20 protein-coding genes are annotated in these 24,619 nt (G+C 44.9%); 11 read left to right on the top strand and 9 right to left on the bottom strand.

Annotation, left to right across the window (positions count from 1 at the left end; genetic code table 11):
- The first annotated feature begins 494 nt into the window (after nt 1-494).
- Both JFC10_RS01565 and JFC10_RS01570 read left to right on the top strand, forming a co-directional pair.
- Nucleotides 495-830: a GlpM family protein gene (locus JFC10_RS01565; RefSeq protein WP_227685866.1), complete on the top strand. Its 336-nt coding sequence runs from the start codon at nt 495-497 to the stop codon at nt 828-830.
- 385 nt (nt 831-1,215) lie between these two features.
- A complete protein-coding gene (locus JFC10_RS01570; RefSeq protein WP_198331347.1) occupies nt 1,216-3,009 on the top strand; it encodes a potassium/proton antiporter in 1,794 nt (597 codons plus the stop codon).
- A 14-nt stretch (nt 3,010-3,023) separates the two neighbouring features.
- On the opposite strand, the gene JFC10_RS01575 is transcribed toward JFC10_RS01570, so the two are convergent.
- Nucleotides 3,024-3,926, bottom strand: coding sequence for a LysR family transcriptional regulator (locus tag JFC10_RS01575; RefSeq protein ID WP_227685865.1), 903 nt, complete (start codon nt 3,924-3,926; stop codon nt 3,024-3,026).
- A gap of 242 nt (nt 3,927-4,168) precedes the next feature.
- Between JFC10_RS01575 and speB the strand changes: the two genes are divergently transcribed.
- The 9 genes from speB (at nt 4,169) to JFC10_RS01620 (ending at nt 15,745) form a co-directional block, all read left to right on the top strand.
- The gene (speB, locus tag JFC10_RS01580) at nt 4,169-5,137 is read left to right on the top strand and encodes an agmatinase (RefSeq protein ID WP_198331348.1); all 969 of its coding nucleotides are present in this window, start codon (nt 4,169-4,171) and stop codon (nt 5,135-5,137) included.
- A 138-nt stretch (nt 5,138-5,275) separates the two neighbouring features.
- The gene (locus JFC10_RS01585) at nt 5,276-6,622 is read left to right on the top strand and encodes a purine-cytosine permease family protein (RefSeq protein ID WP_198331349.1); all 1,347 of its coding nucleotides are present in this window, start codon (nt 5,276-5,278) and stop codon (nt 6,620-6,622) included.
- Nucleotides 6,619-7,401 (top strand): carbon-nitrogen hydrolase family protein, encoded by a 783-nt coding sequence (locus JFC10_RS01590; RefSeq protein ID WP_198331350.1) that lies wholly within the window; start codon nt 6,619-6,621, stop codon nt 7,399-7,401. The genes JFC10_RS01585 and JFC10_RS01590 overlap by 4 nt, the downstream gene beginning before the upstream one ends.
- Nucleotides 7,398-8,141, top strand: coding sequence for an MBL fold metallo-hydrolase (locus tag JFC10_RS01595; RefSeq protein WP_198331351.1), 744 nt, complete (start codon nt 7,398-7,400; stop codon nt 8,139-8,141). The genes JFC10_RS01590 and JFC10_RS01595 overlap by 4 nt, the downstream gene beginning before the upstream one ends.
- A gap of 124 nt (nt 8,142-8,265) precedes the next feature.
- On the top strand, nt 8,266-9,999 hold the full coding sequence (locus JFC10_RS01600; RefSeq protein WP_198331352.1) for a 5-guanidino-2-oxopentanoate decarboxylase: 1,734 nt from the start codon (nt 8,266-8,268) through the stop codon (nt 9,997-9,999).
- 51 nt (nt 10,000-10,050) lie between these two features.
- On the top strand, nt 10,051-11,868 hold the full coding sequence (gene dld / locus JFC10_RS01605; protein ID WP_198331353.1) for a D-lactate dehydrogenase: 1,818 nt from the start codon (nt 10,051-10,053) through the stop codon (nt 11,866-11,868).
- Complete coding sequence (locus JFC10_RS01610) at nt 11,849-13,255, top strand: YjiH family protein (RefSeq protein ID WP_198331354.1); 1,407 nt, start codon at nt 11,849-11,851, stop codon at nt 13,253-13,255. Before dld ends, JFC10_RS01610 begins: the two co-directional genes overlap by 20 nt.
- A gap of 169 nt (nt 13,256-13,424) precedes the next feature.
- Complete coding sequence (locus JFC10_RS01615; RefSeq protein WP_227685864.1) at nt 13,425-14,948, top strand: aldehyde dehydrogenase family protein; 1,524 nt, start codon at nt 13,425-13,427, stop codon at nt 14,946-14,948.
- A gap of 185 nt (nt 14,949-15,133) precedes the next feature.
- Nucleotides 15,134-15,745: a TetR/AcrR family transcriptional regulator gene (locus JFC10_RS01620; RefSeq protein ID WP_198331355.1), complete on the top strand. Its 612-nt coding sequence runs from the start codon at nt 15,134-15,136 to the stop codon at nt 15,743-15,745.
- A 117-nt stretch (nt 15,746-15,862) separates the two neighbouring features.
- Here JFC10_RS01620 and JFC10_RS01625 read toward each other — a convergent pair whose 3' ends face one another.
- The 8 genes from JFC10_RS01625 to JFC10_RS01660 all read right to left on the bottom strand — a co-directional run bounded on the left by JFC10_RS01625 (nt 15,863) and on the right by JFC10_RS01660 (nt 24,598).
- Nucleotides 15,863-16,084, bottom strand: a complete 222-nt coding sequence (locus JFC10_RS01625; protein WP_406947317.1) for a DsbA family oxidoreductase — start codon at nt 16,082-16,084, stop codon at nt 15,863-15,865.
- A gap of 108 nt (nt 16,085-16,192) precedes the next feature.
- Nucleotides 16,193-16,747, bottom strand: coding sequence for a carboxymuconolactone decarboxylase family protein (locus JFC10_RS01630; protein WP_198331356.1), 555 nt, complete (start codon nt 16,745-16,747; stop codon nt 16,193-16,195).
- Nucleotides 16,748-16,990: 243 nt separating this feature from the next.
- Entirely contained in the window at nt 16,991-17,800 is an 810-nt protein-coding gene (locus JFC10_RS01635) for a sterol desaturase family protein (RefSeq protein ID WP_198331357.1), read from the bottom strand.
- A 24-nt stretch (nt 17,801-17,824) separates the two neighbouring features.
- Entirely contained in the window at nt 17,825-18,466 is a 642-nt protein-coding gene (locus tag JFC10_RS01640) for a CDP-alcohol phosphatidyltransferase family protein (protein ID WP_198331358.1), read from the bottom strand.
- 64 nt (nt 18,467-18,530) lie between these two features.
- Complete coding sequence (locus JFC10_RS01645) at nt 18,531-19,187, bottom strand: ATP-binding cassette domain-containing protein (protein ID WP_198331359.1); 657 nt, start codon at nt 19,185-19,187, stop codon at nt 18,531-18,533.
- A 99-nt stretch (nt 19,188-19,286) separates the two neighbouring features.
- The gene (locus JFC10_RS01650; RefSeq protein ID WP_227685863.1) at nt 19,287-21,074 is read right to left on the bottom strand and encodes an ABC transporter permease; all 1,788 of its coding nucleotides are present in this window, start codon (nt 21,072-21,074) and stop codon (nt 19,287-19,289) included.
- Nucleotides 21,071-22,378, bottom strand: a complete 1,308-nt coding sequence (locus JFC10_RS01655) for an ABC transporter substrate-binding protein (protein ID WP_198331360.1) — start codon at nt 22,376-22,378, stop codon at nt 21,071-21,073. Before JFC10_RS01655 ends, JFC10_RS01650 begins: the two co-directional genes overlap by 4 nt.
- A gap of 51 nt (nt 22,379-22,429) precedes the next feature.
- Complete coding sequence (locus tag JFC10_RS01660; RefSeq protein WP_198331361.1) at nt 22,430-24,598, bottom strand: FAD-dependent oxidoreductase; 2,169 nt, start codon at nt 24,596-24,598, stop codon at nt 22,430-22,432.
- Nucleotides 24,599-24,619 lie beyond the last annotated feature (21 nt).

Here is a 24,619-nt window from a genome sequence, read left to right on the forward strand (position 1 = left end):
ACTACAAGCACCTGAAGAGATTGAGAGTAATAAAGAACGGCTGCAATACTATAAATCTTGGCAGCCCAAATTTTCTATTAACTCAGCCATCTGTATTCCTGTAGATAAAATGGAGGATTATGCCTTTGGTTATAACACAGAAGGCGAGCGATTCATGGTGAGAACCAATGCTACAACGATATTCCCAAATGTGACTGGCAGATTATGCCGCAAGCCTTTGGCGCGACAGAAGGAAATAGCTTGGTTTTGAAAGTAGAAACAGCTGGTGAATTAAAATCCGCGCTCGAAAAAGTCGATTAAATAATTCGTATGCAGTACAGATAACAAAAGTGAATAGCCCCATTTAGCATAATTGTTAGATGGGTTTTTTTCGTGCATTTTTGTGAGAGACGTCAACTAAGTAAATATTCCTCTTATGTCTGTCTATAGACTTTAGTATGATAGCGGATTGGGTTATTTTCAGCCCTTAACACTCAATAGGAGATGACCCCGTCGTGATTTGGTTAAAAATGCTTATTGGTGCTCTGATGGTGTTAGTGATTCAGTTATTCGCGCAAACCAGATTTTTTTATTTGGCAGCACTTGCGCCACTGTTCCCCACATTTACGTTGATCAGTCACTTTATTGTTGGCACGGAGCGCAGTCCCGCTGATTTAAAAGTCGCATTGATATTTAGTATGCTCGGGGTCATACCGCACCTTATTTATACCTTGGTGGTGTTTTTTAGCATCGGCTATGTTAGCTTATATAAGGCCTTGCTGCTAGGCGTTGTCGCTTGGACAGTGGCAGCGGCCATTTTAGTGCTTACTTGGCAATACATTCAGGCATAGTCCTAGGGCATGTGTTCAATCTGAACGAAAGCACCTAAATGAGCTAAAAATGGCTAAACTTTGCCAAACTGCATCAACTAGCTGGTTAATACCCAGATATTATCTGCGCTACTTTCCTTTTTTGGCTGCAATTTATCTCATTTTCATCAACATTTTCAAAATGAGGAGATGCCCTAGTTAAAAAAATAACTTAAATCTTGTAAAAGCGCAATATATCTACGGAATATATGAAATTTGGTACATATTTATACAGATATTTTCTATAGATTCGGTCGTAGATGTTATTCTTAAGGGCAATCGTATAGTGCTACTGTAGCAAAATTAGATCCATACTATCGCGATCACTTCATTCGTCATAATTTATAAAAATAGGGCTTAAAAAAAGATGGATACCTTAAATATCCTGTATCTAATAGGGGCAGTATTAATTTTCGCCAGTATCATGGCAAGTACGTTATCCGCGCGTTTGGGCGTTCCTCTGCTATTGTTATTTTTAGTGGTAGGAATGCTCGCTGGTGAAGATGGTATATTAGGTATTGAGTTTTCTCAATACGGGCTTGCTAATTTTGTCGGGCAAGCAGCGCTAGCTTGTATCTTGTTGGATGGTGGTCTGCGTACCTCTTTTAAGTCGTTCCGAGTCGGCTTAAAACCAGCAATCACTCTTGCTACTTGGGGCGTACTTGCGACGGTAATGATACTGGGGGTATTCGTCACTTGGCTACTGGATGTCGATTGGCGTTTTGGTTTATTGATGGCGGCTATCGTGGGTTCGACCGATGCCGCAGCGGTGTTTTCGCTACTACGTAATGGTGGTGTGAAGCTCAACGATCGCGTGCAGGCCACGCTTGAATTGGAATCTGGAGCCAACGACCCGTTAGCCATTTTATTAGTCACGGGTTTGATTGCCTTAAATGTTGATCCCGATGGACAGACGGTACTGGGATTTTTAGGGTTGCTATTACAGCAGCTCAGCTTCGGTCTGGGCATGGGTTTGTTATTTGGTTATTTATTGGCAAGACTATTACCCAAATTACACTTGGCAGAAGGTATGTATGCCATTTTGATTATGTCTGCTGGCTTGGCTGTTTTTGCTGCGACCAACCTGATTGGAGGCAGTGGATTTTTGGCAATTTACCTTACCGGCGTGCTGATTGGTAACCATAAAGTACGCTCAACTGAGCATGTCATGCGGGTGATGGATAGCTTTGCGTGGTTGTCACAAGCGGTGTTGTTCGTGGTATTGGGGTTATTGGTAACGCCATCGCATGTTATTGATGTCTGGCATTATTCAGTCGCGATTGCCGCCTTTATGATTTTGGTTGCCCGTCCTATCGCCGTCTATACCAGTGTTAAACCCTTTAAATTTAAAGACAGGGAAATTGGCTTTATTTCTTGGGTTGGCTTACGCGGTGCGGTGCCAATTACTCTTGCGATTTTACCGGTCATGGCAGGGATAGATGGCGCCTTTATGCTGTTTGATATTGCCTTTGGCGTGGTGGTTTTATCTTTGATTTTACAAGGCACAACCATTCCTTTGATGGCAAATTTATTTAAAGTGCGTATTCCAAATAATAAAGACCCAGAAGAAAAGCATGAGGTTTGGGTATCAGACAAAGCGAGTATTACTTTATATCAGTTCCAAGTAAAGTCAGGCGCGTTTGCGATTGGTCGTCATCCGAGAGACATCTCTAATCGCATCAATCCTGATGAAATTAGTGTTTTTGCCTTGGTACGTGGGCAGCAGATTGTGACTGTTGATGAAAATACCAAGCTGAAATTTGGGGACAGTGTCTGGTACGCCATGCGCGGCGATTATGCTAGCCAGATTGCTAAAATATTCAATGACACGACGTTGGACCGTAAAGCCATCGATGATTTTTATGGCGATTGGTTGCTCTCGCCCAGCGTCAAGCTTGGCGACTTACCATTCTTTACGGGCGTCATGAAATCGGAATCACTGGTAGACAGCCTAAAGTCTAAATCAGAGAACAGCGTAAAAACCATGTGGGAACAAACAGTTGCTGAATATATCAAAGACAGCTTAGATATGAAGCCAGTATCGGGCGATACCGTTGCCATTAACGATGAGTGGTCATTGGTGATAAAAGAAGTTGATGATAAAGGTAAGCTAAGAACCATTGGTCTGAAGCATCAACAACCGTCCGTAGTAGTGCAGTGATATTCGTATTCTCTTTATAGCAAGTTCATCATCTTATTTAAAAAGTCAGCGGCCTGTTTATGCTGATTTTCCCGATATGCCCAATGGTGCTCGACGTCGTAGCTTGCTTCATTGGGCAGGAGTATTTTCATAAGTCCCATGCCCTCGTAACGTCTCGCAAGATCACGCGGTAGGTACCCCACATGGTGGCCTGCAAGGATAAGCTGCGCGGTCGCTTCCATATGATAAGTGGTGGCGCTCAAGGTTTTTGGACGGATATGATTGATATGATGCTCGACCACATAGCCCCTTTTTATCCATGGATAATTCTGCTCTAAATCTTCAAAAGTCAATCCTTCTGAATTATAAAATAGCTTATGCTCACGTCCGCAGCAGACCACTTGTTTTTCGACAAATGCTGGCTTAAATGTGAGTAACGGCGGAAAGCTGCCAAAATAACCCACACCGATGTCACTCTCATTACTTAAGAGCTTTTCTAACATGCTCTCAGGGTTTTGTACATCGATAGAAAAGTGTATCAGTGGGTTTTCTCGGTAGCTACTAGCAAGACGTTGTCTAAGCGCATCATAAAAAAACTTAGGCATCTGATCAATCAAGCAAAGCCTGATATGGCCACCGTGTACTGAGTCTAGTTGCTTAATATAGTGCAGCTGATGTTGAAAACTCGCGACCGATTCGGTAAAGCCCAAACATGCCTCGTAGATAGCCGCACCATCCTCTGTCAGCTTAAATCCTGCTCGACCGCGGTGGCAGAGTGTCATGCCCAAGCGGTCTTCTAGATGAGTCAAATGTCCACTAATCACCGAGGTCGTGACATTTAAGCGCGACTGAGCAGCAGTCACGCCTTGACACTCCACGATAGCCATAAAGCTACGTAGCGTTTTGATATCTATTTTTATCAATTCATCTAATATCACACCCGACTCCTTACTTTCGCAATAACGTGCTGCGGCATCAACTTACTTTGTCAATTAAACCTATTTTATCAAGCAATGGTATCTTTCTTAAACTTCTGGTAATAACTGATAAAACCGGTTTACTACGGAAAATCAGAAGTTTACTTCTAAATTTTACCATGGTCTGCCTCCTAATATTTAGGTATTGTCAAAGCATATAAAAAATTGCCTATTCTAACCAAACTGAAACAAGGATGTGATTTATGAAATTCAATCAACCATTAAGCGGCAACGACATGCCAAGATTTGGTGGCTTCGCTTCTATGATGCGTTTGCCAACGCAGGCCGATGCCGAAGGGTTAGATGTGGCATTTGTTGGTGTGCCTTTAGATATTGGCGCCTCAAACCGTAGCGGTGCCAGATTGGGGCCTAGACAGATTCGTGATGAGTCAAGAATGATTCGTCCTTACAATGTGGCGACGCGTGCCGCACCATTTGAGTCATTGCAAGTGGCTGATATCGGTGATGTGCCTATCAATACGTTTAACCTACTAAAAAGCGTCGATATCATCGAAAAATTCTATACAGAAAAAGTCGTTAAACATGGCGCAATTCCTTTAACGTTGGGCGGCGATCATACCATCGCACTGCCTATCCTACGAGCACTTGCCAAAAAACATGGCCCTGTCGGTATGGTGCATATCGATGCTCACGCTGATATCAACGACGACATGTTTGGTGAAAAAATCGCCCATGGTACCCCGTTCCGCCGTGCTGTCGAAGAAAACCTCATCGATGGTAATCGCGTGGTACAGATTGGTCTGCGTGGTACAGGCTATAGCGCCGAAGAGTTTGACTGGTCAACCCAGCAAGGGTTCCGCGTGGTACCGGCAGAAGAGTGCTGGTATAAATCGCTGACGCCACTCATGGCAGAAGTACGCGAAAAGCTAGGCGATGGCCCTGTTTACTTAAGTTTCGATATCGATGGGATTGACCCTGCGTTTGCGCCTGGTACGGGTACGGCTGAAATCGGTGGTCTGACATCTACTCAAGGTATCGAAATTATTCGCGGCATGCGCGGTCTTGATGTGGTCGGTGGTGACTTGGTCGAAGTATCACCACCATATGATCCATTTGGTAACACATCTGTACTGGCGGCAAACTTACTGTTTGAGATGCTGTGTATCCTACCGGGTGTGCGCTATGACGATAAGGTCAAAGCTGTCTACTAATAGCAGGCGCTTATTGGCTAGGGTTGGCGCATAGGGCGGTTATCTCAATGCGTTACATCAGGGGATAGCAGCCTGATGAGATGGTGACCAGTGTATTGAGTTACTGGTATGAATATAATTCGGTTAAGGAAGACCCCAATGAGTAAATCCTCTTCATTTTTTGGTCAAGACACGCTCTCTCCAAATGATGTTGGTCATAGTTTAGGTTCGATTGGTACGTTTGCGCTATGGTTCGGTGCCAATATCGTGGTGACGACTATCTTAACGGGCATGCTACTCGTACCTGATTTACGGTTTACTACCGCTATCACCACCGTGCTCATTGGTTCATTAATCGGGGCAATTCCACTGCTTTTGGTCGGTTTAATGGGTCAACGCACAGGGTTGCCTTCGATGGCGTTGACACGCAGAGCTTATGGCCCAGTTGGTAGTCAGCTGATCTCATTAGTGAATATGGGTGTGCTGATTGCGTGGAGCTGTATTCAGGCGCTGCTGGCTGGCATGAGTCTTGACTATGCAATAGAAGCTACCACGGGTTATAGCAACCTGCCGCTGTTTGTTATTTTATGCGAGACAGTGGTAGTGCTTATTGTGCTACGTGGTCACCTCGGTATTGAGCTTGTTGAGCGCTGGGCCGCATTGGCAATGGCTGCGCTCACCGTTATAGTCCTCTATCAGTTAAATCAACATTATGATGTCTCAACACTGTTTGAGATGCCCGTTGAATCGCGTAATGGCATTACATTAGGTATCGCCTTCGATATCGTCATCGCTACTGCCTTTTCGTGGATGTCTTCGGCCGCTGATTACAATCGCAATTGCAAATCCCCAAAAGTTGCCATATGGGGCACTTATTTTGGTTACATCACGGCAGCCATCGTTGCGATGGGCTTGGGCGCTACCATCTCAGGATTATCTATTATGTATGGCATGGAGCAGACTTATGATCCGACGCGTTTGCTTGCTGACTTTGGTTTTGGTTTGCCAGCAGCACTGGTCATTTTCTTCTCGGTCATGACCACCAATGTCATGGCAGTCTATAGTGCCACGCTATCCTGCATGAACATCAAACCCAATATGAGCTTTTGGAAACCGGCCTTAATCATTGGTCTGGTGACTATTTTTGGTGCGCTAATTCCGGGTATTTTAGATCAATTCCAAAACTTCCTATTGGTCGTAGGTGCACTATTCATCCCCGCATTCTCAGTCATGATTGTTGATTATTACCTTGTCAGCAAAGAAGGCTATACCGCAAAATTGCTTGACGCCACGCATCAATTGGGACGTCCTACAGCAAAGATTGCTATCGGCGCTTATATAATTGGTGCGGCATTGGCAGCTTACTGGACCTTGATTGCGCCGCCGTCGTTCGGTGCATCGTTGCCTGTCTTTATCATCACGGGCGGTTTCTACTGGTTAGGCGCTATTTTGTTTACTCGTCCTAGTGATGCCATCACTTCAGCTCAAGAGGAGCGGTCATTATGAAATTGATGATAGCCCAAACCAATCCTTTATTGGCTGAACCTACGACCAATCTAGAAACATTAGAGTCGCTTTGCCGCCTAGCCGTGGAGGCAAAAGTAGATCTGCTCGCACTGCCGGAGTTGGCTTTCACAGGCTACAACATCTTCGAGCATCTTGATCGTTTAGCGGAAGCCATCGACGGTCCAATTGTGACCCAAGTGGCGAAGCTGGCTAATCAGTACAATTTACATGTGTTATTTGGTCTCGCTGAGCGCCGACCCAATGGCGAGCTGAGTAATGTTGCCATCCTAATAGACGACAACGGGCAGCACCTTGCGACTTATGATAAGCGTTACTTGTGGGATCGCGAGCACCAGTGCTTTACAGCAGGTAAAAAGTCCTGCGTCGTCGATACGCGATTTGGCAAACTGGGATTGATGATTTGTTATGACAATGAGTTTCCAGAAGTAGCAAGAGAGCTAGCGCAAGCAGGGGCACAAATCATCCTGTCACCGACAGCAAACATGCTGCCAAATGCAGAGCGTCAAGTACTTCAAATACGCGCTCGAGCCATGGACAATCAATGCTTTGTCGCTTGTATCAACCGCTCGGGGATAGAAGAAAAACTTCATTATTGTGGCAATAGCATCGTCGCTGGCCCCGATGGTGAGGTGCTCGGTAGACTTGGCTTAGCAGCTGGCACCATGATAGTAGATATTGATCTTGCCCGTATTGATGAGAGCCGTACGCACCAAGATTATCTCAAAGATCTACAAATTTCTGATGGAGCTGATTTATGAGCGAACAATCACTAGCGCGTATCAAACCAGAAAACTGGTACCGTACCACAGCCCATAGCGATGGTATTACGCTCATCGATGAGCCATGGATCAAGCCGTTTTTTCGCTGCAATCTGTGGCACGTGCGCGGCAGCCAGCGCGATTTATTAGTAGATTTCGGATTAGGTGCTGTACCGCTGCGTCGTCATGTTGCTTTGCTCACGGATCGCGATATCGTGGGCGTTGCCAGTCATACGCACTTTGATCACATCGGCGCTGCGAGCGAGTTTGACTGCTGTCACGTACATTCTGCTGAAGCCCATATTCTCGTTGAACCAGACAATGCTCGTACGTTGGCAGATATGTTTGTCAATGACGAGATGTTTGACGCGCTACCGCCTGAGCCTTATGCCCATTGCGGTTATAAAATCATTGCACCCGCAAAAATTATGCAATTAGAAGATGGTGACATGATCGATTTAGGTAATCGTCAATTTGAGGTCATTCATACACCTGGTCATTCACCAGGTGGCATTGCCTTGTGGGAGGCGGCGAGCGAAACGCTGATCTCGGGTGATCTCATCTATGACGGCCCATTGATCGAAGATACATGGCACAGCGACATGACTGACTATGCCAAGAGTATGCGCCGTCTGAATGCATTGCCTGTGCGTGTCGTCCATGGCGGTCACTTTCCTAGTTTTTCAGGCAAGCGTTTGCATGTGATGATTGATAACTGGTTAAGGCGTCATGATTTGTGATTTGTCACACTCAATCATTACTCTAAATAAATAGCTACTTAAAAAATAACGACGTTAAATAAAAAGCTATTTCAAATAAAACATCTAACCCAACACTGATTAAAATTTTTAGGAGGATTACCCCATGACCCAATTGACACAGAAACCTCTTTCATCATTTGACACCCAGCCTCTGACCTGCGGTGAGTTGCTCGTCCAGTGGCTAGAATATTATGGGGTGGAGACTGTCTTTGGCATACCGGGGGTCCATACCGTAGAGCTATATCGCGGTCTACCCAATACCAGTATTCGCCACGTGACTCCGCGTCACGAGCAAGGCGCTGGGTTCATGGCTGATGGTTATTATCGCGCCTCTGGCAAGATCGGCGTATGTTTTATCATCACGGGTCCGGGTATGACGAACATCATGACTGCCATGGCACAAGCTTTGGCTGACTCTATACCGATGCTGGTCATTTCTAGTGTCAACAAAGTGAAAGATACGGGTAGTGGCGAAGGGCACTTACATGAATTGCATGACCAACAAGGCATGGTCAGCAAGGTAGCGCTCACTAGCAAAACCATCTGGCAGCCTGAATCGTTACCCAAGATCATCGCCGAAGCCTTTGCCTTATTTAACGGTGCGCGTCCAGGGCCAGTGCATATCCAGATTCCCATTGATGTGATTACCGCCGATGCCAGTCATGTCGCCAAGCCATCTAATTTAACACCTTATTTAAATAACTTTGCAAACAATTCAGCTGATGCACATGGTTTAACGCTACCGCAGGTAATGAGACCACTACCAAATCCAGCACAATTGGATTTGATTATCGAGTCATTAAAAACCGCAAAAACCCCAGTATTGCTGTATGGCGGTGGCTGCGTCGATGTCGATCATGATGCGCAAACACTGGCAGAGCTTATCGATGCACCGACGTTTTTGACCATCAATGCCAAAGGGCTACTGCCACCGGGTCATCCGTTGAGTTTGGGTAGCAATCAGTCATTAGATGCAGGCCGAGCCGTGATTACAGAGGCTGATTGGGTGTTGGCGATTGGTACTGAGCTGGGTGAGACTGATTATGACGTGTTCTTTAATGGCGAGTTTAAAATCAACGGTATGTTGATTCGCATTGACTGCGATGCTCAGCAATTGCAGCGTCCTTTTAGAGCTGATATTGCGGTATTGTCTGATGCACAAATGGCTGTCAGTGGTCTCTGCAAACGCTTAGAGGGTCAGGCGTTAAATCATCAAGCGATATCACGAGTGAACGAGGCAAAACAAGCACTAATAAATGATGTGACACCAGATTTTTCTGGGCAAAATGCGCTACTTCAGTTGATTCGAGATGAAGTGAAAGACGTCATCTTCGTTGGCGACTCGACGCAGCCTGTCTATAGCGGCAATCTTGGTTTTGAGGCATTAGCGACGCGTCGATGGTTTAACTCGTCAACAGGGTTTGGCACGTTAGGCTATGGTTTGCCTGCCGCCATTGGGGCCATGATTGGCTCAAAAAATCCGGTTGTCAGCTTGATTGGCGATGGTGGGATTCAGTTTACGATTGCGGAACTCATTTGTGCCGCCGAGCTTGAGCTGCCATTGATTGTCCTGCTTTGGAACAATCAAGGCTATGGTGAAATTCGTCGTTACATGGAGGAGGGTGGGTTGCCACTGATCGGGGTTAATATTAAGACGCCGCATTTTGAGCCATTAGCAGCAGGCTTTGGCGCAGGCTATCGCAGAATTACAGCAAAACAGCAACTGCTCGACGCTTTAAAAGAAGACATCAAAGGCAAGCAACCCATCATTTATGAAATTGATGAAGCCGATGACTTTCTGATTGAAATGGGTAAGACGTTTACCTGCTTTAGCTAACAATACCAATACTAAGCATACTAAAGACTGGTCGCTCAAGGAAGAACGTCTATGATGCCACATTCTAACCGCTCGTCTGGTCGCTTAAGTAATTTGCTGGCAAGCTTATTAATGGATTTATCTGCCGTTGTTGGTCCGACCAATGTATTGACCAAGCCCAGTCAGCAGCAGTCGTATGCACAAGGGGCGATTGCGGCTATCACGAATGCTGTCGTGGCAGTGGTGATACCAGACTCGCTTGTGGCACTATGGCGCGTCATTAACCTCTGTGCAGCGGTTGATGTGATTATTATTGCGCAGGCCGCTAACACAGGGCTGACCGGAGGCTCCACACCGTATGGAGAGTACGATCGAGCAGTCGTCATGATTTCTATGCAACTATTGGGCGGTGTTCATCTCCTCAATGACGCAGCAGAGCTTATTGCATTGCCAGCAGCTAGCCTTCAGCAGTTGGAGTCTCAGCTTGCGCCATTAGGGCGTGAGCCACATTCAGTGCTGGGCTCTAGTTGTGTTGGTGCTTCGGTGATTGGTGGTATCTGCAACAGCTCTGGCGGTATGTTGGTGCAGCGTGGTCCGGCGTATACCGAGATGTCGCTATTTGCCAAACGTAATACTATGGGTGAGTTTGAATTAATCAATCACTTAGGCATTGATTTAGGTGTAGATCCAGAAGAGATGCTTGGAAACCTACAAACTGGCACGTTCAATAAAAATCCAGAGAGTGCCAACAGTAAGTCCTGTACAAACCACTATTATCAACACAAAGTGCGCGATTGCGAGGCAGACACGCCTGCCAGATTTAATAATGACCCTAACAGATTATATGAAGCTTCTGGTTCAGCAGGCAAAGTCATCGTCTTTGCGGTTCGAGTCGCGACATTTGCCAAACCGACGCAAGAGCAAACATTCTATATCTCGACCAATGATGCCAATACTTTGACCACACTCAGGCAACAGTGGTTAAAAAGTGCGCTGAACCTGCCTATTTTGGCAGAATATATGCACAAAAATTATAACGATATTACCATGCGCCATGGCCGTGATACTTGTTTAAGTATGCGAAAACTGCCTGCCAGTAAGATAGGAGTGTTGTATCGGTTACAAGCCAAGATTGGTTATTATTTGGCTAAATGGCGACTGCCTCAGACTTTACCAGACCGAATGCTACAAATAGCTGGTGTTTTCATGCCGCCGTCATTACCAGACTCTTTGGCTGAGCAGGCGCGCTCCTATCGTTATCATTTAATCATTAAAGTCGCGAATGACAGTGATCATAGTAGTGACGATGATAATGGTAGTGATAATGGTAGTAATCATCATATTGCCGCCGCTCAAGCATTTCTACAGTCCCATATGCAGCAGCATCAAGGCGTCGTAAATCTCTGTACAGCAGAAGAGTCGCAAGCATTATTGGTGTTTCGCAGTGCCGCAACCGCTGCCATGTTTCGTTATCACAACCTTAACCACACAAAGTTTGGAGAGCTGTTGTCTACTGATATTGCCTTACCAAGGAATGCCGTAGATTGGGATGAGGTGCTACCTATTAATTTACAAAAGCAGGTAAGTGAAACCTTTTATTTGGGGCATTTTTTCTGTCATGTCATGCATCAAGACTATCTGTTATACCCTGAAGTGGATGCAAAAAAATTCAAGGATGAGTTGTTGGCGTTCTACGATCAACGTCGTATAGAGTACCCTGCTGAACACAATGTCGGTCATGTATATACCGCAAAACCTGCACTACATAATTTTTATAAAAAACTAGATCCGACCAATTCGCTAAACCCAGGCATTGGTCAGACAGCAAAATGGAAAAATTGGCGATTATCGCCCATCAAGGAGGAATTAAATGACGAATTATCTCGATAAGTCGCAGCAACCGATCTTAGGAAACGCTGCTTTCGATTCAGAAACGCCGCAAGCAGAGCAGTGGCGTGCGTCAATGTGGAAGTTCTTACTATTTTCAGCATTGGGTGTTGCACTATTTATCATTCCGTTTCAATGGGACGGCAAGGTCACAATTTTATTGGGCGTGTTGACCGATACTTTGCAAGCATTTTTGGGTGGTTTTGTGGTCTATATCGCCATGGCGATAGTGACAATATCCTGTCTCGGGGCACTAGCAGTAAAGGCTTTAAAACCCAATTTGCAGGAAGGTTCACTAATAAAAAATCTTTTTGATGTTGATTGGTTTTGGCTCACTACGCGTTTGTTAGGTATGGTGTTTGTTTGGATGATTTATCTGCAAGTCGGCCCTGAGTTTATTATTAATCGCAATACGGGCGGCGTCATTTTCGAAGACTTGATCCCCATTCTGATTCCGTTGTTTTTCTTTGCTATTTTATCGCTGCCATTTTTGACTGACTTTGGCCTCATGGAGTTCTTGGGCACATTGTCCAGTAAGATATTTGTCAAGCTTTTTAAGTTGCCAGGACGCTCAGCGGTTGATGCGATGTCTTCTTGGTTTGGCGCGGCTTCTATCGGCTTGCTAGTCACCATGCAAGAGTATGATAAGAGTTTCTACAGTCAGCGTGAAGCGGCCATCATTGCAACCACCTTTTCAGTGACTTCTATCGCTTTCACTTATGTGGTTGCCAAAACTATCGGTGTGGACAATAACTTTGTCTATTTTTATCTGACGATTGCGCTGACAGGTTTTATCGCTGCGATTATTATGCCGCGTATACCACCATTATCACTTAAGCCTGATACTTATCACTCCGGTAAAAGTATGCTGGACGAAGGTATTCCTGCTGAGTACACCACTTATCAGTGGGCAATCAATCGTGCAGTTACTCGCGCACATTCTATGCCTAGCTTGGGTCACGTGTTCAAACGCAGCCTAAACAATCTGTTCGACATCTACTTTGGACTGATCCCTGTTATCTTTGCGATTGGTACCATTGGCCTTGGCTTAGCAGAGTACACGCCTGTCTTCAACTGGTTGGCTACACCGCTAGTACCGCTGCTTGAATGGTTGCAGATTCCAGAAGCGGCAAAAGCTGCACCTGCCATGATTATGGGCTTTGCGGATATGTACTTGCCAGCCTTGGTCGGCAAAAGCATTGAGAGTGAGATGACAAGATTCATCGTTGGTGCATGTTCTATTACTCAGATTATCTATATGTCTGAAGTGGGCGCGCTGATTTTGAAATCAAATATTAAGCTCAATGTGTTAGAGCTATTTATGATTTTTATTCTTCGTACTCTTATCAGTTTGGTGGTGATTACCTCAGTGGCGCATCTACTTTATTAGCCATGCAGCCAATATCAACCAAGCCTCTAGTGTAACGATAATGTGCTAAATAGTCGGTTTATTCTTTAGTCAGGTAAACCGATTATTTAGCGAATAATTTATAGCGATACTTATAAAGACAATACGTATAAAGATAATTATATCAAACCATATAAGGCAATTGACCATCATGGAAATGACGAATACTAGCAGTTTAACGAGAGAAAGCGCCAGCCAAACGGTTCAAGATGAAGTGATGTTAAATGCAGCGTATATAGATGGCAAATGGATGACTATTGAAGCGCCTGCTACCGATATTGCTGACGCAGATAGCTATGATGCAAACTATGATTTATATGATTCAAATTCGGGAGAAATCATCGCTACAACTAGATTTTGTACCAAAGCACAGGTAGAAATGGCAGTCAAAGCGGCTGCTACCGCGTATCCATCTTGGTCGCAAACCACCGTAAGCATGCGTGCATCGTATCTCAATGCCATTGCCGATAAGATGGAGCAGCAGTTTGACAAATTGGTTGGATTGTCTGTGTTAAATAATGGTAAGCCCATTGAAGAGGCAAAAATAGACGTGAGCGATGCCATTGCCTGCTATCGCTATTATGCCAATCTCATCATAGAACAAGCGACTTGGTCGGAGGTATCCACCAGCGAGTCAGGCATACGTTTGCTAAAAACGTATGCACCTGTTGGTATTTGCGCCCTTATTGTCCCATGGAATTTTCCGATGGTGACCACTGCTTGGAAGTTAGCTCCTGCATTGGCTGCAGGCTGTACGGTGCTATTAAAACCCTCTGAGGTGACATTATTGCCAGAGGTAATGCTGGGCAATATATTGTCTGATATTAAACTACCGAAAGGAGTCGTTAATATTTTACCGGGTGCAGCCGAAGTGGGCGCTGCCATGACCTGCCATCCTTTGATTGACAAAGTTTCTTTTACCGGTAGCAACGCTGTTGGTGAAAAGGTAATGAGCCAAGCGGCAAAAGGTATCAAGGATATCAGTCTAGAGCTGGGCGGTAAGTCAGCCATCGTCGTATGTGCAGATGCTGATATCGACGACGCTTGTGATTTAATCATCGGTGGTATATTTACCAATGCTGGTCAGATCTGTTCAGCCACCTCAAGGCTGCTTGTTCATGAAAGCATTGCTCAGTCGTTGTTCGAGACATTAAAAGTTAAGACAGAAAGTCTGAAAATCGGTGATGGCTTTGACACTGACACGCAAATGGGTCCACTGGTTAGTGAGCAGCAACTGAATCAAGTAAAAAAATATTTTGACATTGCTGCTGCCGAAAGCCTAATTTGTCTCACTGGTGGTGAGGTCTTAAATCGGCAAGGGTATTTTGCGATGCCGACCATTTATACCAACGTCCCAGTGACCAGCCAATTATGGACAGAAGAGGTTTTTGGGCCAGTACTAGTGAGTCAAACGTTTACAGACCATGCAGAGGCAATTGCTTTAGCCAATGATAGTAAGTATGCGTTGGCGGCGAGCATTGTTAGCGCTGATGAAACGGCGGCAATAGAGATGGCGCTACAGATACAAGCGGGTCATATTTGGATCAATGAACAACAGATTGTATTGCCAGAGTCAGGGTGGGGCGGGTTTAAGCAAAGCGGTATCGGTCGTGAGCTGGGTGTAGATGGCTTGTCTGCGTATCAAAAAAGCAAGCATGTGCTATTGACGGATTAAACGTTGGGCGCTTTCATATCTCATTTAGCCATTGATATTGCTACCAATCGCTAAATGAGATATTTGCTTTGTAAATTAACTTTACTGGACTAAGAATGCCATTCAAGATAAAATTGAGCAATCATTCAAATTTTATCGCTGTGCTTATTTTTACATGAGGTTACGGCTTTTGAGATGGAAAAACTATGTCACGTACCGCACTTTATAACCGTCAGGATGCCTTAGAACGCGCGTTACAGCTTTTTTGGCAAAAAGGCTTTCATGCTACTTCTTTAAAAGATATAGAAGAGGCGCTCGATATGCGTCCGGGAAGCATTTATGCTGCGTTTGGCAGTAAAGATGGATTATTTCAAGAAGCGTTAGATTACTATGCTCGCCTAGGTTTGAGTGAGCTTGAGCGGGTAATGGACGCTTATCAATCACCGTTGCTGGGGTTGGCCGCTTTTGTACGTCAGCTGGGCGGTATTCGTGATAAAGGGTTGCCGAGTCAGGCTTGTATGCTGGTCAAAAGCTTACTAGAGCTTGGTGCTCGTGAGCAGACAGCGCTACAAAAAGTTGAAATGCTGCTGGCAGATATGGAGCTGCATTTTATAAATTACTTTACCGAAGCACAGCGGCTGGGTGAGCTTGATACTGAGCTTGACGCGACTAGGCTTGGACGACGACTACAGGCGGAAATCATGGGGCTGCGTGCTTTTGCGCAGCGTGATGTTGAGAGTGCAGCAGTGCAAGCGTTGGCTGAAGATATGGCGCTCTCTATAGAAGCGCTGCGTATTGATGTGCCTGCCAAGGTTTAGTATTCGTATCATAAAAAAAGGTCATGAAAAAGGGTTGTAGAGGCATTACATAGTCTAAGACTAATAACGCTTCTACAACCCTTTATATTAAAGACCTAATCATCAATAAAAAATGATTTAGTCTGGCATCTCCGCCAACTGCTGTAAGATGCTTTCATAATTGTTAACGCCTTGAGCACCGCTGATTAAGTGACGCTCATTGAAAATTATGGACGGCACACTTTGGATGCCTTGTTGCTGACAGTATTGCTCGGCTGCGCGTATTTCTTTGGTGTTCAGCTCAAATGGATGCCAATGAATTTCATGGGCGGTGTTGGTTTGTTTTAATGCCGCTGCCAATTGTCTATAGCCGACGACGCACCACGATAAACCACGTCTTATACGATGTCTATGCGTAATGGTTTCTCTGACTTATTCATAGTGACCCCTTATTCCGTCAATAACGCATTAATCAACTTTGTGCCATTCATACTTTTGGAAAATACTATCTATAGGTGTGTTGGCCAGATGATTGGTATAGTTGCTCATGACTTTTTGCGCCGCTGCAAGTACCACTTCTAAAATCTGACGCTTAGTAAAGCCCGCATCTAAGAATGCTTGCACCGCGTCGTCATTAACGTTACCACGATCACGAATGACCGATAGTGTAAAGTCGCGTAACGCTTCTAATTTTTCAGTCGGTAATGGTGTCTCGTTACGCAATGCTTCGGTAATGGCATCATCTACTTTCATGCTTTTGGCGATGCCTGTATGGGCAGGAACGCAGTAATGACAATCATGTTCGACGTTGATGGTTTGCCAGACGACCGTGACTTCCTCATCATCGAAACTGCTGTCTAAAAACAACTGATGCAGACGTTGATAGCCTTCTAACAGTCCAGGCGCTTCAGCCATGACGGCATGTAGACCTGGGACTCTGCCAAACGCCTTGATAGATACATCAAGCAAGTCTTTGCTTTCTGCTGGGGCTGTGTTTTTGTCGTATAGGGTAAATTCAGTCATGTGAAAATCCTTCTGATAGTGGTTGATAAATGGTTGTAAAAATCAGGTGTGGCGATCTACTGGAAAATAACTGATATATATATTTGAGTGATTGCTCAATTTAACAGATGATATTTTCTCAAATAGCTCGACAGCTGCAGCCACTATAAATCATTTTGAGTAACCGCTCAAATTATATTTGAATGAACACTCAAATTATTTGTAACTTTGATTTACATTCAAAAGTAGGCAGCATCGAGACAGTTATTTATTTTTCTTAACCAAGTCATTGCTAAATGGCATTGCCAATAATCCCCATAGCGAGGCATTTTGTTTGGCTGCTGGATATTCTTTTAGCCCAATATCTAGCTCATTATCAGACTGCTGTGCTTCCCCCTTATAACTACCAAAAATCCAATCCCACCAGATGACGCTAAATCCATAGTTTGAGTTGGTCTCACTGACGCGCTGGCTATGGTGAATACGGTGCAAAATCTGCGTCATTAATATTAAGCGTACAGGTTTTTCAATCGCAGGCGGCAGGCGAATATTGGCATGGTTAAATATCGCTAAGCCATTTAGGGCAATCTCAAATATCAGCACGGCGATGGCAGGGATACCCAACAAGCTGATGGCAACGAGCTTCACTAGAATGCTTAAAATGATTTCGATGGGATGAAACCTAAGCCCTGTGCTGGCATCGACATGTGCATCAGCATGATGGACTTTATGCAAACACCATAGCATAGGCACGCGGTGAAATAATCGATGTTGCCAGTAAATGATGATGTCGAGCAATATTAAGCTTAGTATGATGACTAGGATGCTTGGCAAATTGATGATATTAAATAGACCAATCCCATGCTGCTGATTATACAGCGCCACAGCCGTTAGACCGACAGGCACCGCTAGACGAGCAATAACGGATGAGATAAAAACCAAGCCAAAGTTAGCGAACCAGCGTTTACTACTTTTGATCGGTGTTTTACGTGCAGGCATGCGCCATTCAATCAGCATCATAATCACTAAAATGCTCAAAAAGAACCCAAGCCGCCACCATACTTCGTTAGTCATTAGCTGCCTCTTTACTTATCCTATTTATCTACTGTTTTTATCGATATTTCCTTCTAGCTGCCTAAGGGTGTGGTAGCCGCCATGGATACGGGTAAAAATCGTAATCGCGCAGGCAGTGGCAAAAATACTGGCGAGTAATACAAAGTGCTGTGGCCAAATGCAAAAGGCGACAAACAGCGCGATGGTTTCGGTACCTTCCGTCAAACCATTTAAATAGTAAAAGCTCTTATATTTAAACTGTGGTTTATCCAGTGTAAACTTTTCTGCCGCGATGGCAAACGCTAAGAAGCTAGAGCCTGTGCCGATAAAGGTAGCGAGTAATAAAGCGCCGGCAATGGCATTTTGTTCAGGGTTTGCCAAGATAAAACCCAGCGGAACTGCTGCATAAAAGAGAAAGTCGAGCGTAATATCTAAGTAGCCGCCTGCACTTGAGCTTTGATTGGCATGGCGAGCTAGCGCACCATCGAGACCATCAAAGATACGATTCAATGCAATGGCTGCCAGTGCACCATACCATAGCTCAAACGCGAGTAATGGCAAGGCTAACATGCCGATTGAAAAGCCTGCCACCGTGAGTTGATCAGCCGTAATACCGCTTTTGTGCAAGACAACGACGACAGGGCTTAGTATCGGCTTAATCATGGGCGTAAGAAATTTGTCTAGCATGCGCTTGCCTTTTGTATTTCACTTTGACGTTTAAGACTCTATGTATAGAACTACAATTCTGAAACTACAGGTCTAAATGAATGATTTTACCGTTTGCGGCCTCGGCATCGCTATGATCGTGCGTGACCATGATAGCAGGGAGCTTATGAGTGCGAATTTGCTCAAATACCAGTTGCCGCGTATCTACCCGAAGCTGGGTATCGAGTTTGCTAAAAGGCTCATCGAGTAGTATCGCTTTTGGTGCGCTGAGCAAGGTTCGCAGTAGCGCCACGCGTGCTTGTTGTCCGCCTGATAAATTGTCAGGATGGCGATTTCCCATACCTGCTAAGCCAACTTGTTCAAGTGCCTGCTCTATTTTTTCACGGCGCTGTTTGTTATTGAGCTTCTTATAGCCTTTCTTATTGTCTTGAGGCATCGCAAAAGCGATATTACCCGCGACTGATAAATGCGAAAACAGGAGGGCATCTTGGTACAGCACCCCAATCTGCCGCAGGTGCGTCGGCAGATGACTCAGGTTTTTATCATTTAACCAGATGTCACCAGTAGCGGTAAAAGTATTTGGTAAGGTACCTGTGAGCCAATTCAATAAGCTTGATTTACCACTGCCAGACGGCCCCATGACGGTTAGTATTTCACCACCAGTAATCTGCTCATCTAGGCTCAGTAATAGCTCGCCTTGTCGATATAACTGCAAGTTTTTTATCTGTAAAGAGGATTGCATCAAGGACCTTTTATTTACATTTTTATTGTTAGTTGTTTTTCAAAATCAGTGCTATTTAGAATCAGTGCTCTTCAAAATGAATGTATTTCAAAAAACGTTTTAACGGTTGCTGTTTTTACCACTTTTAAAGAAATACTTTGGTAATATCCACGCCAATATAAACCCAACTAATGGTAGCGCCATTTGGATGATGGCATACACCGCACTGGTGCGCCTACTGGCACCATTGGCGAGGGTCACCGCTTCTGTGGTAATGGTAGCGATACGTCCACCGCCTGCTAATAATGTCGGCAAATATTGACCGAAGCTAATCGCCAAACCAAGAGCAATGGCTATCAAAATCGGCGCAAACAGTTGTGGTAATTTGACCTGCAAAAATACTTTGGCTGGCGTCGCACCAAGGCTTGCCGCTACATGAGCAAAACGAGGGTCTAGACGTCGATAACTGCTAGCAAGCGATAAAAACACATAGGGCAGCACAAAGAGCAGATGGGTAAATGCCACATTAAAAAACGCTGTTTGATTATTCACCAGTTGCTGTAGCCATACTAAGCCAAATAAAAAAGCAATGCTCGGCACTAACAGCGGCAAATAGATAATAAAACTGGTAAATGTTGAGAGTGGTTTTTTACTTAATTGCTCCGCTTCTAAACACAATAAAGTCAGCACAATGGCAAATACGGTACTCACGATACCGATTGTAATGGTATTAAATAACGGCGTACCCATTTGCGTAAAGGCACTTTGAAAATGTAATAACACCAATTGCTCTGGCAATACGGCGGGAAAGCGCCAAAAACCAGCCACTGACCACATTACCAGACCAATGAGCGCCAGCAAGATAAAGCCAATCACCACAGTGGTCAACGCTGCGGTGATTTTTTGCCATAATGCATCGGCATAGTTGCGCTTGCCATTGACCAACGTGCCATTAAAGCAAGCTTTTATCGCTCTCTCAGCACCAAGCCACAAGGCGATTAAACCACCCGTCAAAGCCAGCTGTAATAACGCGCCTGCCGAGGCTTTTATGCGTAAGTTTAAATCAACATCGTTGAACCATTGCATGATAGTGACCGCCAGCGTTGGCGGCGTGTTCGGACCCAATATCAATGGCATCTCGACACTGGCACTGGCATAGGCAAGCACGGCTAAGATAGGCAAACGTAAAAAAGGATAGAGGACAGGAAGTACCGCTTTAAAAAAGGCAGTAATGGGGTAATAGCCGAGATTTAGCGCGACTTTATACTGCTGACGTAGCTTTTTACCAAGCTCTGGTTGTGCCAAAGCGCCTAGCGCCATGAGTAATAAAAACGGTAGCTCTTTTAAGGTTAAACCCAAGATAATACTGATGCCGTAGGGATCATGTGGAAAAATACCGTCTGGAGCCAATTCCCAACCACTTAGCCATGGTGAGATGAGGCGTGAAAACATACCAGAAGGCGCAATTAAAAAACCAACCGCAATGGCTGCCGCTGCATGAGGAATGACCAAGATTGGGCTCAGCAAATGCTCAATACGAGTCAGCCAAACGCTATTAAAAAATGCCGCCAAGATCATTAAGGTAATGACAAAAGCGAATAGCGTGCTGATTAATCCAGTAGCGATGCTTAACGCTACCATTTTGCTAAGACCAGGCGTCTGCCAAAGATCGTTAAAGCCTTGTAGACTAACCGTCGTTTGCTCAAGTGCAGGCACCCAGCTAAAGGCAGGTAACAGCACGCAAACCAAACCACCAAGTACCGGTAATATCAGTAGCAGCAGTAAAAATGTCGGACTCAAGGAGACGATACGCGTAAATAGATCTGTTTTATAAGGCGCAGTTATGCCAGTGATTGTTGCAAAATGGACATTTTCCTTTGCCGTTTTATGATTAGTATCTCTACTCATGGGCTGACCCCATAGCGTGTCTGCCAGCCTTGCATAATGGCATCAACCCAGCTTGGATGTGGTTCACTCACGGTACGTTTGATGCTATCAAAGGGCAGGGCGCTAGGATGTGGTTTATTGTCTTTAAATAGCGCTTGTTGCTCAGGGTTGAGCGTAGAGGGAACAAGTACGGTTTTATCACCCCATATAGTAGGGGTTTGCTTTTTTGCCTGTGCTTCTGGGCTCAGCAAAAAGTTGGCGACCAGCTGCGCGGCTTGCGGATGGCTGGCGTTATAAGGAATGGCCACAAAATGCGTGTTACTTAAGCTGCCATCACTCATTGCATAGCTACGAATGCTCTGGGGTAAATCATAACGCTGCACTGCCGCTGGCACTTCAGGCGCGGAAAATGTAAAAGCTAAGCTCAGCTCGGTATCATCAACCAAGCGCCGCATTTGCGCGCCCGTTTGTACAAACTGCTTACCCTTACGCCATAGAGTGGGATGCAAATCATCTAAAAATTTCCATAAAGGAGCTAATACAATATCTGTATTTTGCTCAGTGGCTGGCAGGTTGAGCTGTGCTTTGGTGTTTTCGCCTGTTTTCGCATCCTGATTTTCGTGCAGCATGACTAACGCGTATTTTAAAAAGCTCATGCCTAAAAAGTCAGGCGGCTTTGGGTAGCTAAAGCGTCCAGGATTTCGCGCTGTCCAATTGACCAGTTCATTCAAGGTAGTTGGTGGATTATTAGTCGATAAGCTGTCGTAATAAAAAGTCAGCGAGGCTTGTCCCCATGGCGCTTCCATGCCATTGGTCGGCACACCAAAATCAAAGTTAACGGCAGGATTATTCTCTGGATCGGTCAAGGCAAAGTTAGGGAGCTTATTTGCCCATTGTTTCAGTAATAATGAATTCTCACTCATGGTGGCAAAGTTGGCACCATTTATCCAGATGAGATCCACGCTGCCTTCATCGTTGTTATTGGCAGACTTTTCCGCGAGTACGCGACTGACGGCTTCACTGGTGTCGCTCAATTTGACATGAACTAAGTTAATATTATATTTATCATCGACTTGCTTGGCGGCCCATTGTAGATAGGCATTTATCTGCGGGTCACCGCCCCATGCATAAAAGTAGACATCTTGGTTTTTACCTTGCGCCTCTATTTGCTGCCAAGATGATAAATTTTGATTAAGGTTACCAGTAGTGGGTGAGGCAGTGCTTGCTGATATACCAACACAAATGCTAAGCACCATAGCATAGGCGCTATAGCGGCTTAGGTTTTTTAACGTGGTCAAAGCGGGCAGAGATTTAATAACGTACATTTAAGTTTCCGTTATGATGATATGTTTTCAGCGTAGTTGATAAAAATTCACCTAACCTCGACGCCATGTATGGTATTTCTCAAGCCAGTTTAATAGCGTTTCAGGCGCATGATTGCGTTTCCATTCACCAGCAGCGTACTTATTAGCCTCTGCCCACGTTGGATACATATGGATAGTGCCGAGTATTTTATTCAGCCCTAAACCGTGCTTCATCGCCAGTATGAATTCTGGCATTAAGTCCCCAGCATGTTCAGCGACGATGGTCACGCCAAGTATTTTATCTTTGCCTTTAGGGGTAATGACTTTGATAAAACCATGATTGGCACTTTCCGTCACCGCGCGATCCAAATCTTTAAAGTCGTAGCGGGTAATCTCAAAGTCGATACCTTTTTCAATAGCTTCCTGCTCATTTAAGCCAACGCGTGCGACTTCTGGGTCTATAAAAGTCGTCCACGGAATGACGCGGTAATCGACTTTAAACTTCTTTAAATGTCCAAACAAACCGTTTACGGCGGCGTACCATGCCTGATGGGAGGCCACATGGGTAAATTGATAAGGGCCAACGACATCACCAGCAGCGTATATATTGGGGTAGAGGGTTTCTAGATAATCATCGGTAGTAATGGTACGTTTCGTTTCGATGCCCAAATCTTCAAGACCATAACCTTCTAAGCGGGCACTACGTCCAACGGCACAAAGCAACTCATCATATTCAATCGCGATTTCTTGCTTATCTATATTATCGCCTTGCGGCTCAACGATAATGAACTTTTTACCATTGCGAGTTTCACAGCGCATCGCTTGATGCGAGGTTAAGATATTCACACCACTCTCCACGAGCACTTTCTGCGCAAACTCTGAGACTTCCACGTCTTCTTTTTTCATGAGACGCGCGCCTCTTTCGATTTGGGTCACATTGGAGCCTAAGCGTGCAAAGGCTTGCGCTAGCTCAGAGCCGATTGGTCCGCCGCCAAGGACGACCAGTTGTTTCGGTGCTGCTTCTAATTCGGTAAATTTCTTCCATATAGTATCGCTGGTCACATAACCCGTTTCTTCCAAACCCGGCAAATCTGGGATAAATGGGCGCGCGCCAGTAGCGATAACAATGGAACGTGCGGTGAGTGTTTGCGTGCCGCCATCGTTTAGCGCAATCTCTACTGTCCACGGGTCGATGAATTTGGCATAGCCTTTTAGCACTTCGACACCCAAGTCCGTATAACGCTCGACGCTGTCATTTGGGGCGATGTCAGCGATGATTTTATGGATGCGGGTCATGACGTTTTTAAATGAAAACTCTGGTGGGGTATTTTCCAAGCCGTAACGCTCAGCATGGCGCATTTGTTCTGCCACTTTTGCGCTTTTAATGAGGGCTTTACTGGGTACACAGCCATAGTTTAAGCAGTCACCGCCCATCTCACCTGCTTCGATTAAGGTTACTTTTGCTCGGACGGTCGCCGCGATGTAGCTGGTGACTAGTCCGCCAGCACCAGCGCCAATCACAATCATATTACGATCGAATTTTTTAGGCTTGGTATAGTGTTTATAGACGCGGCGTTTTTTTAGCATATTTAATATGCCTTTTGCGATTAATGGGAAGAAACCTAACAACGCAAATGAGACAATCAAATTAAACGATAAAATCCCAGACAAACTGTCAATTTGCGCCAGTTGCGTACCGGCATTAACGAATACAAAAGTACCCGCTAGCATACCGATTTGGCTTACCCAGTAGAATGTCCTTGCTTTAATCGCGGTGACACCCATCAATAGGTTGATTAAAAAGAAGGGAAATATCGGCACTAAGCGTAGGGTGAATAAGTAAAATCCGCCTTCTTTTTCAACGCCAGCATCTATAGCCGCAAGACGCTCAGGAAAGCGCTGCTTAATCGTATCACGTAGTAAATAACGTGAGGTTAAAAAGGCGAGTGTCGCACCAATACTGGAGGCAAAGGAGGCAACCAGTAAGCCTTGCCATAAACCAAATAATGCGCCAGCTGCCAATGTTAAAATAGCGGCGCCCGGTAAGGATAGGGAGGTGACGACGACATAGAGTAAAAAGAATCCACCGATAATTAATAATGGTGATTGCATTTTATAGTCATTAAATTGCGCCATTGAGCCTTTTAAGCCGTCAAGCGTTAGTAATTGATTGAGGTCAAAGTAGAAAAAGCTTGCTGCCAATATTAATATTAACAGTATCAACAATATTCTTTTAATCATAAAATATCCGGCTAAGTAGTA

Origin of the sequence: Psychrobacter aquimaris, assembly GCF_016107525.1 — a bacterium.
GTDB lineage: Bacteria > Pseudomonadota > Gammaproteobacteria > Pseudomonadales > Moraxellaceae > Psychrobacter > Psychrobacter aquimaris.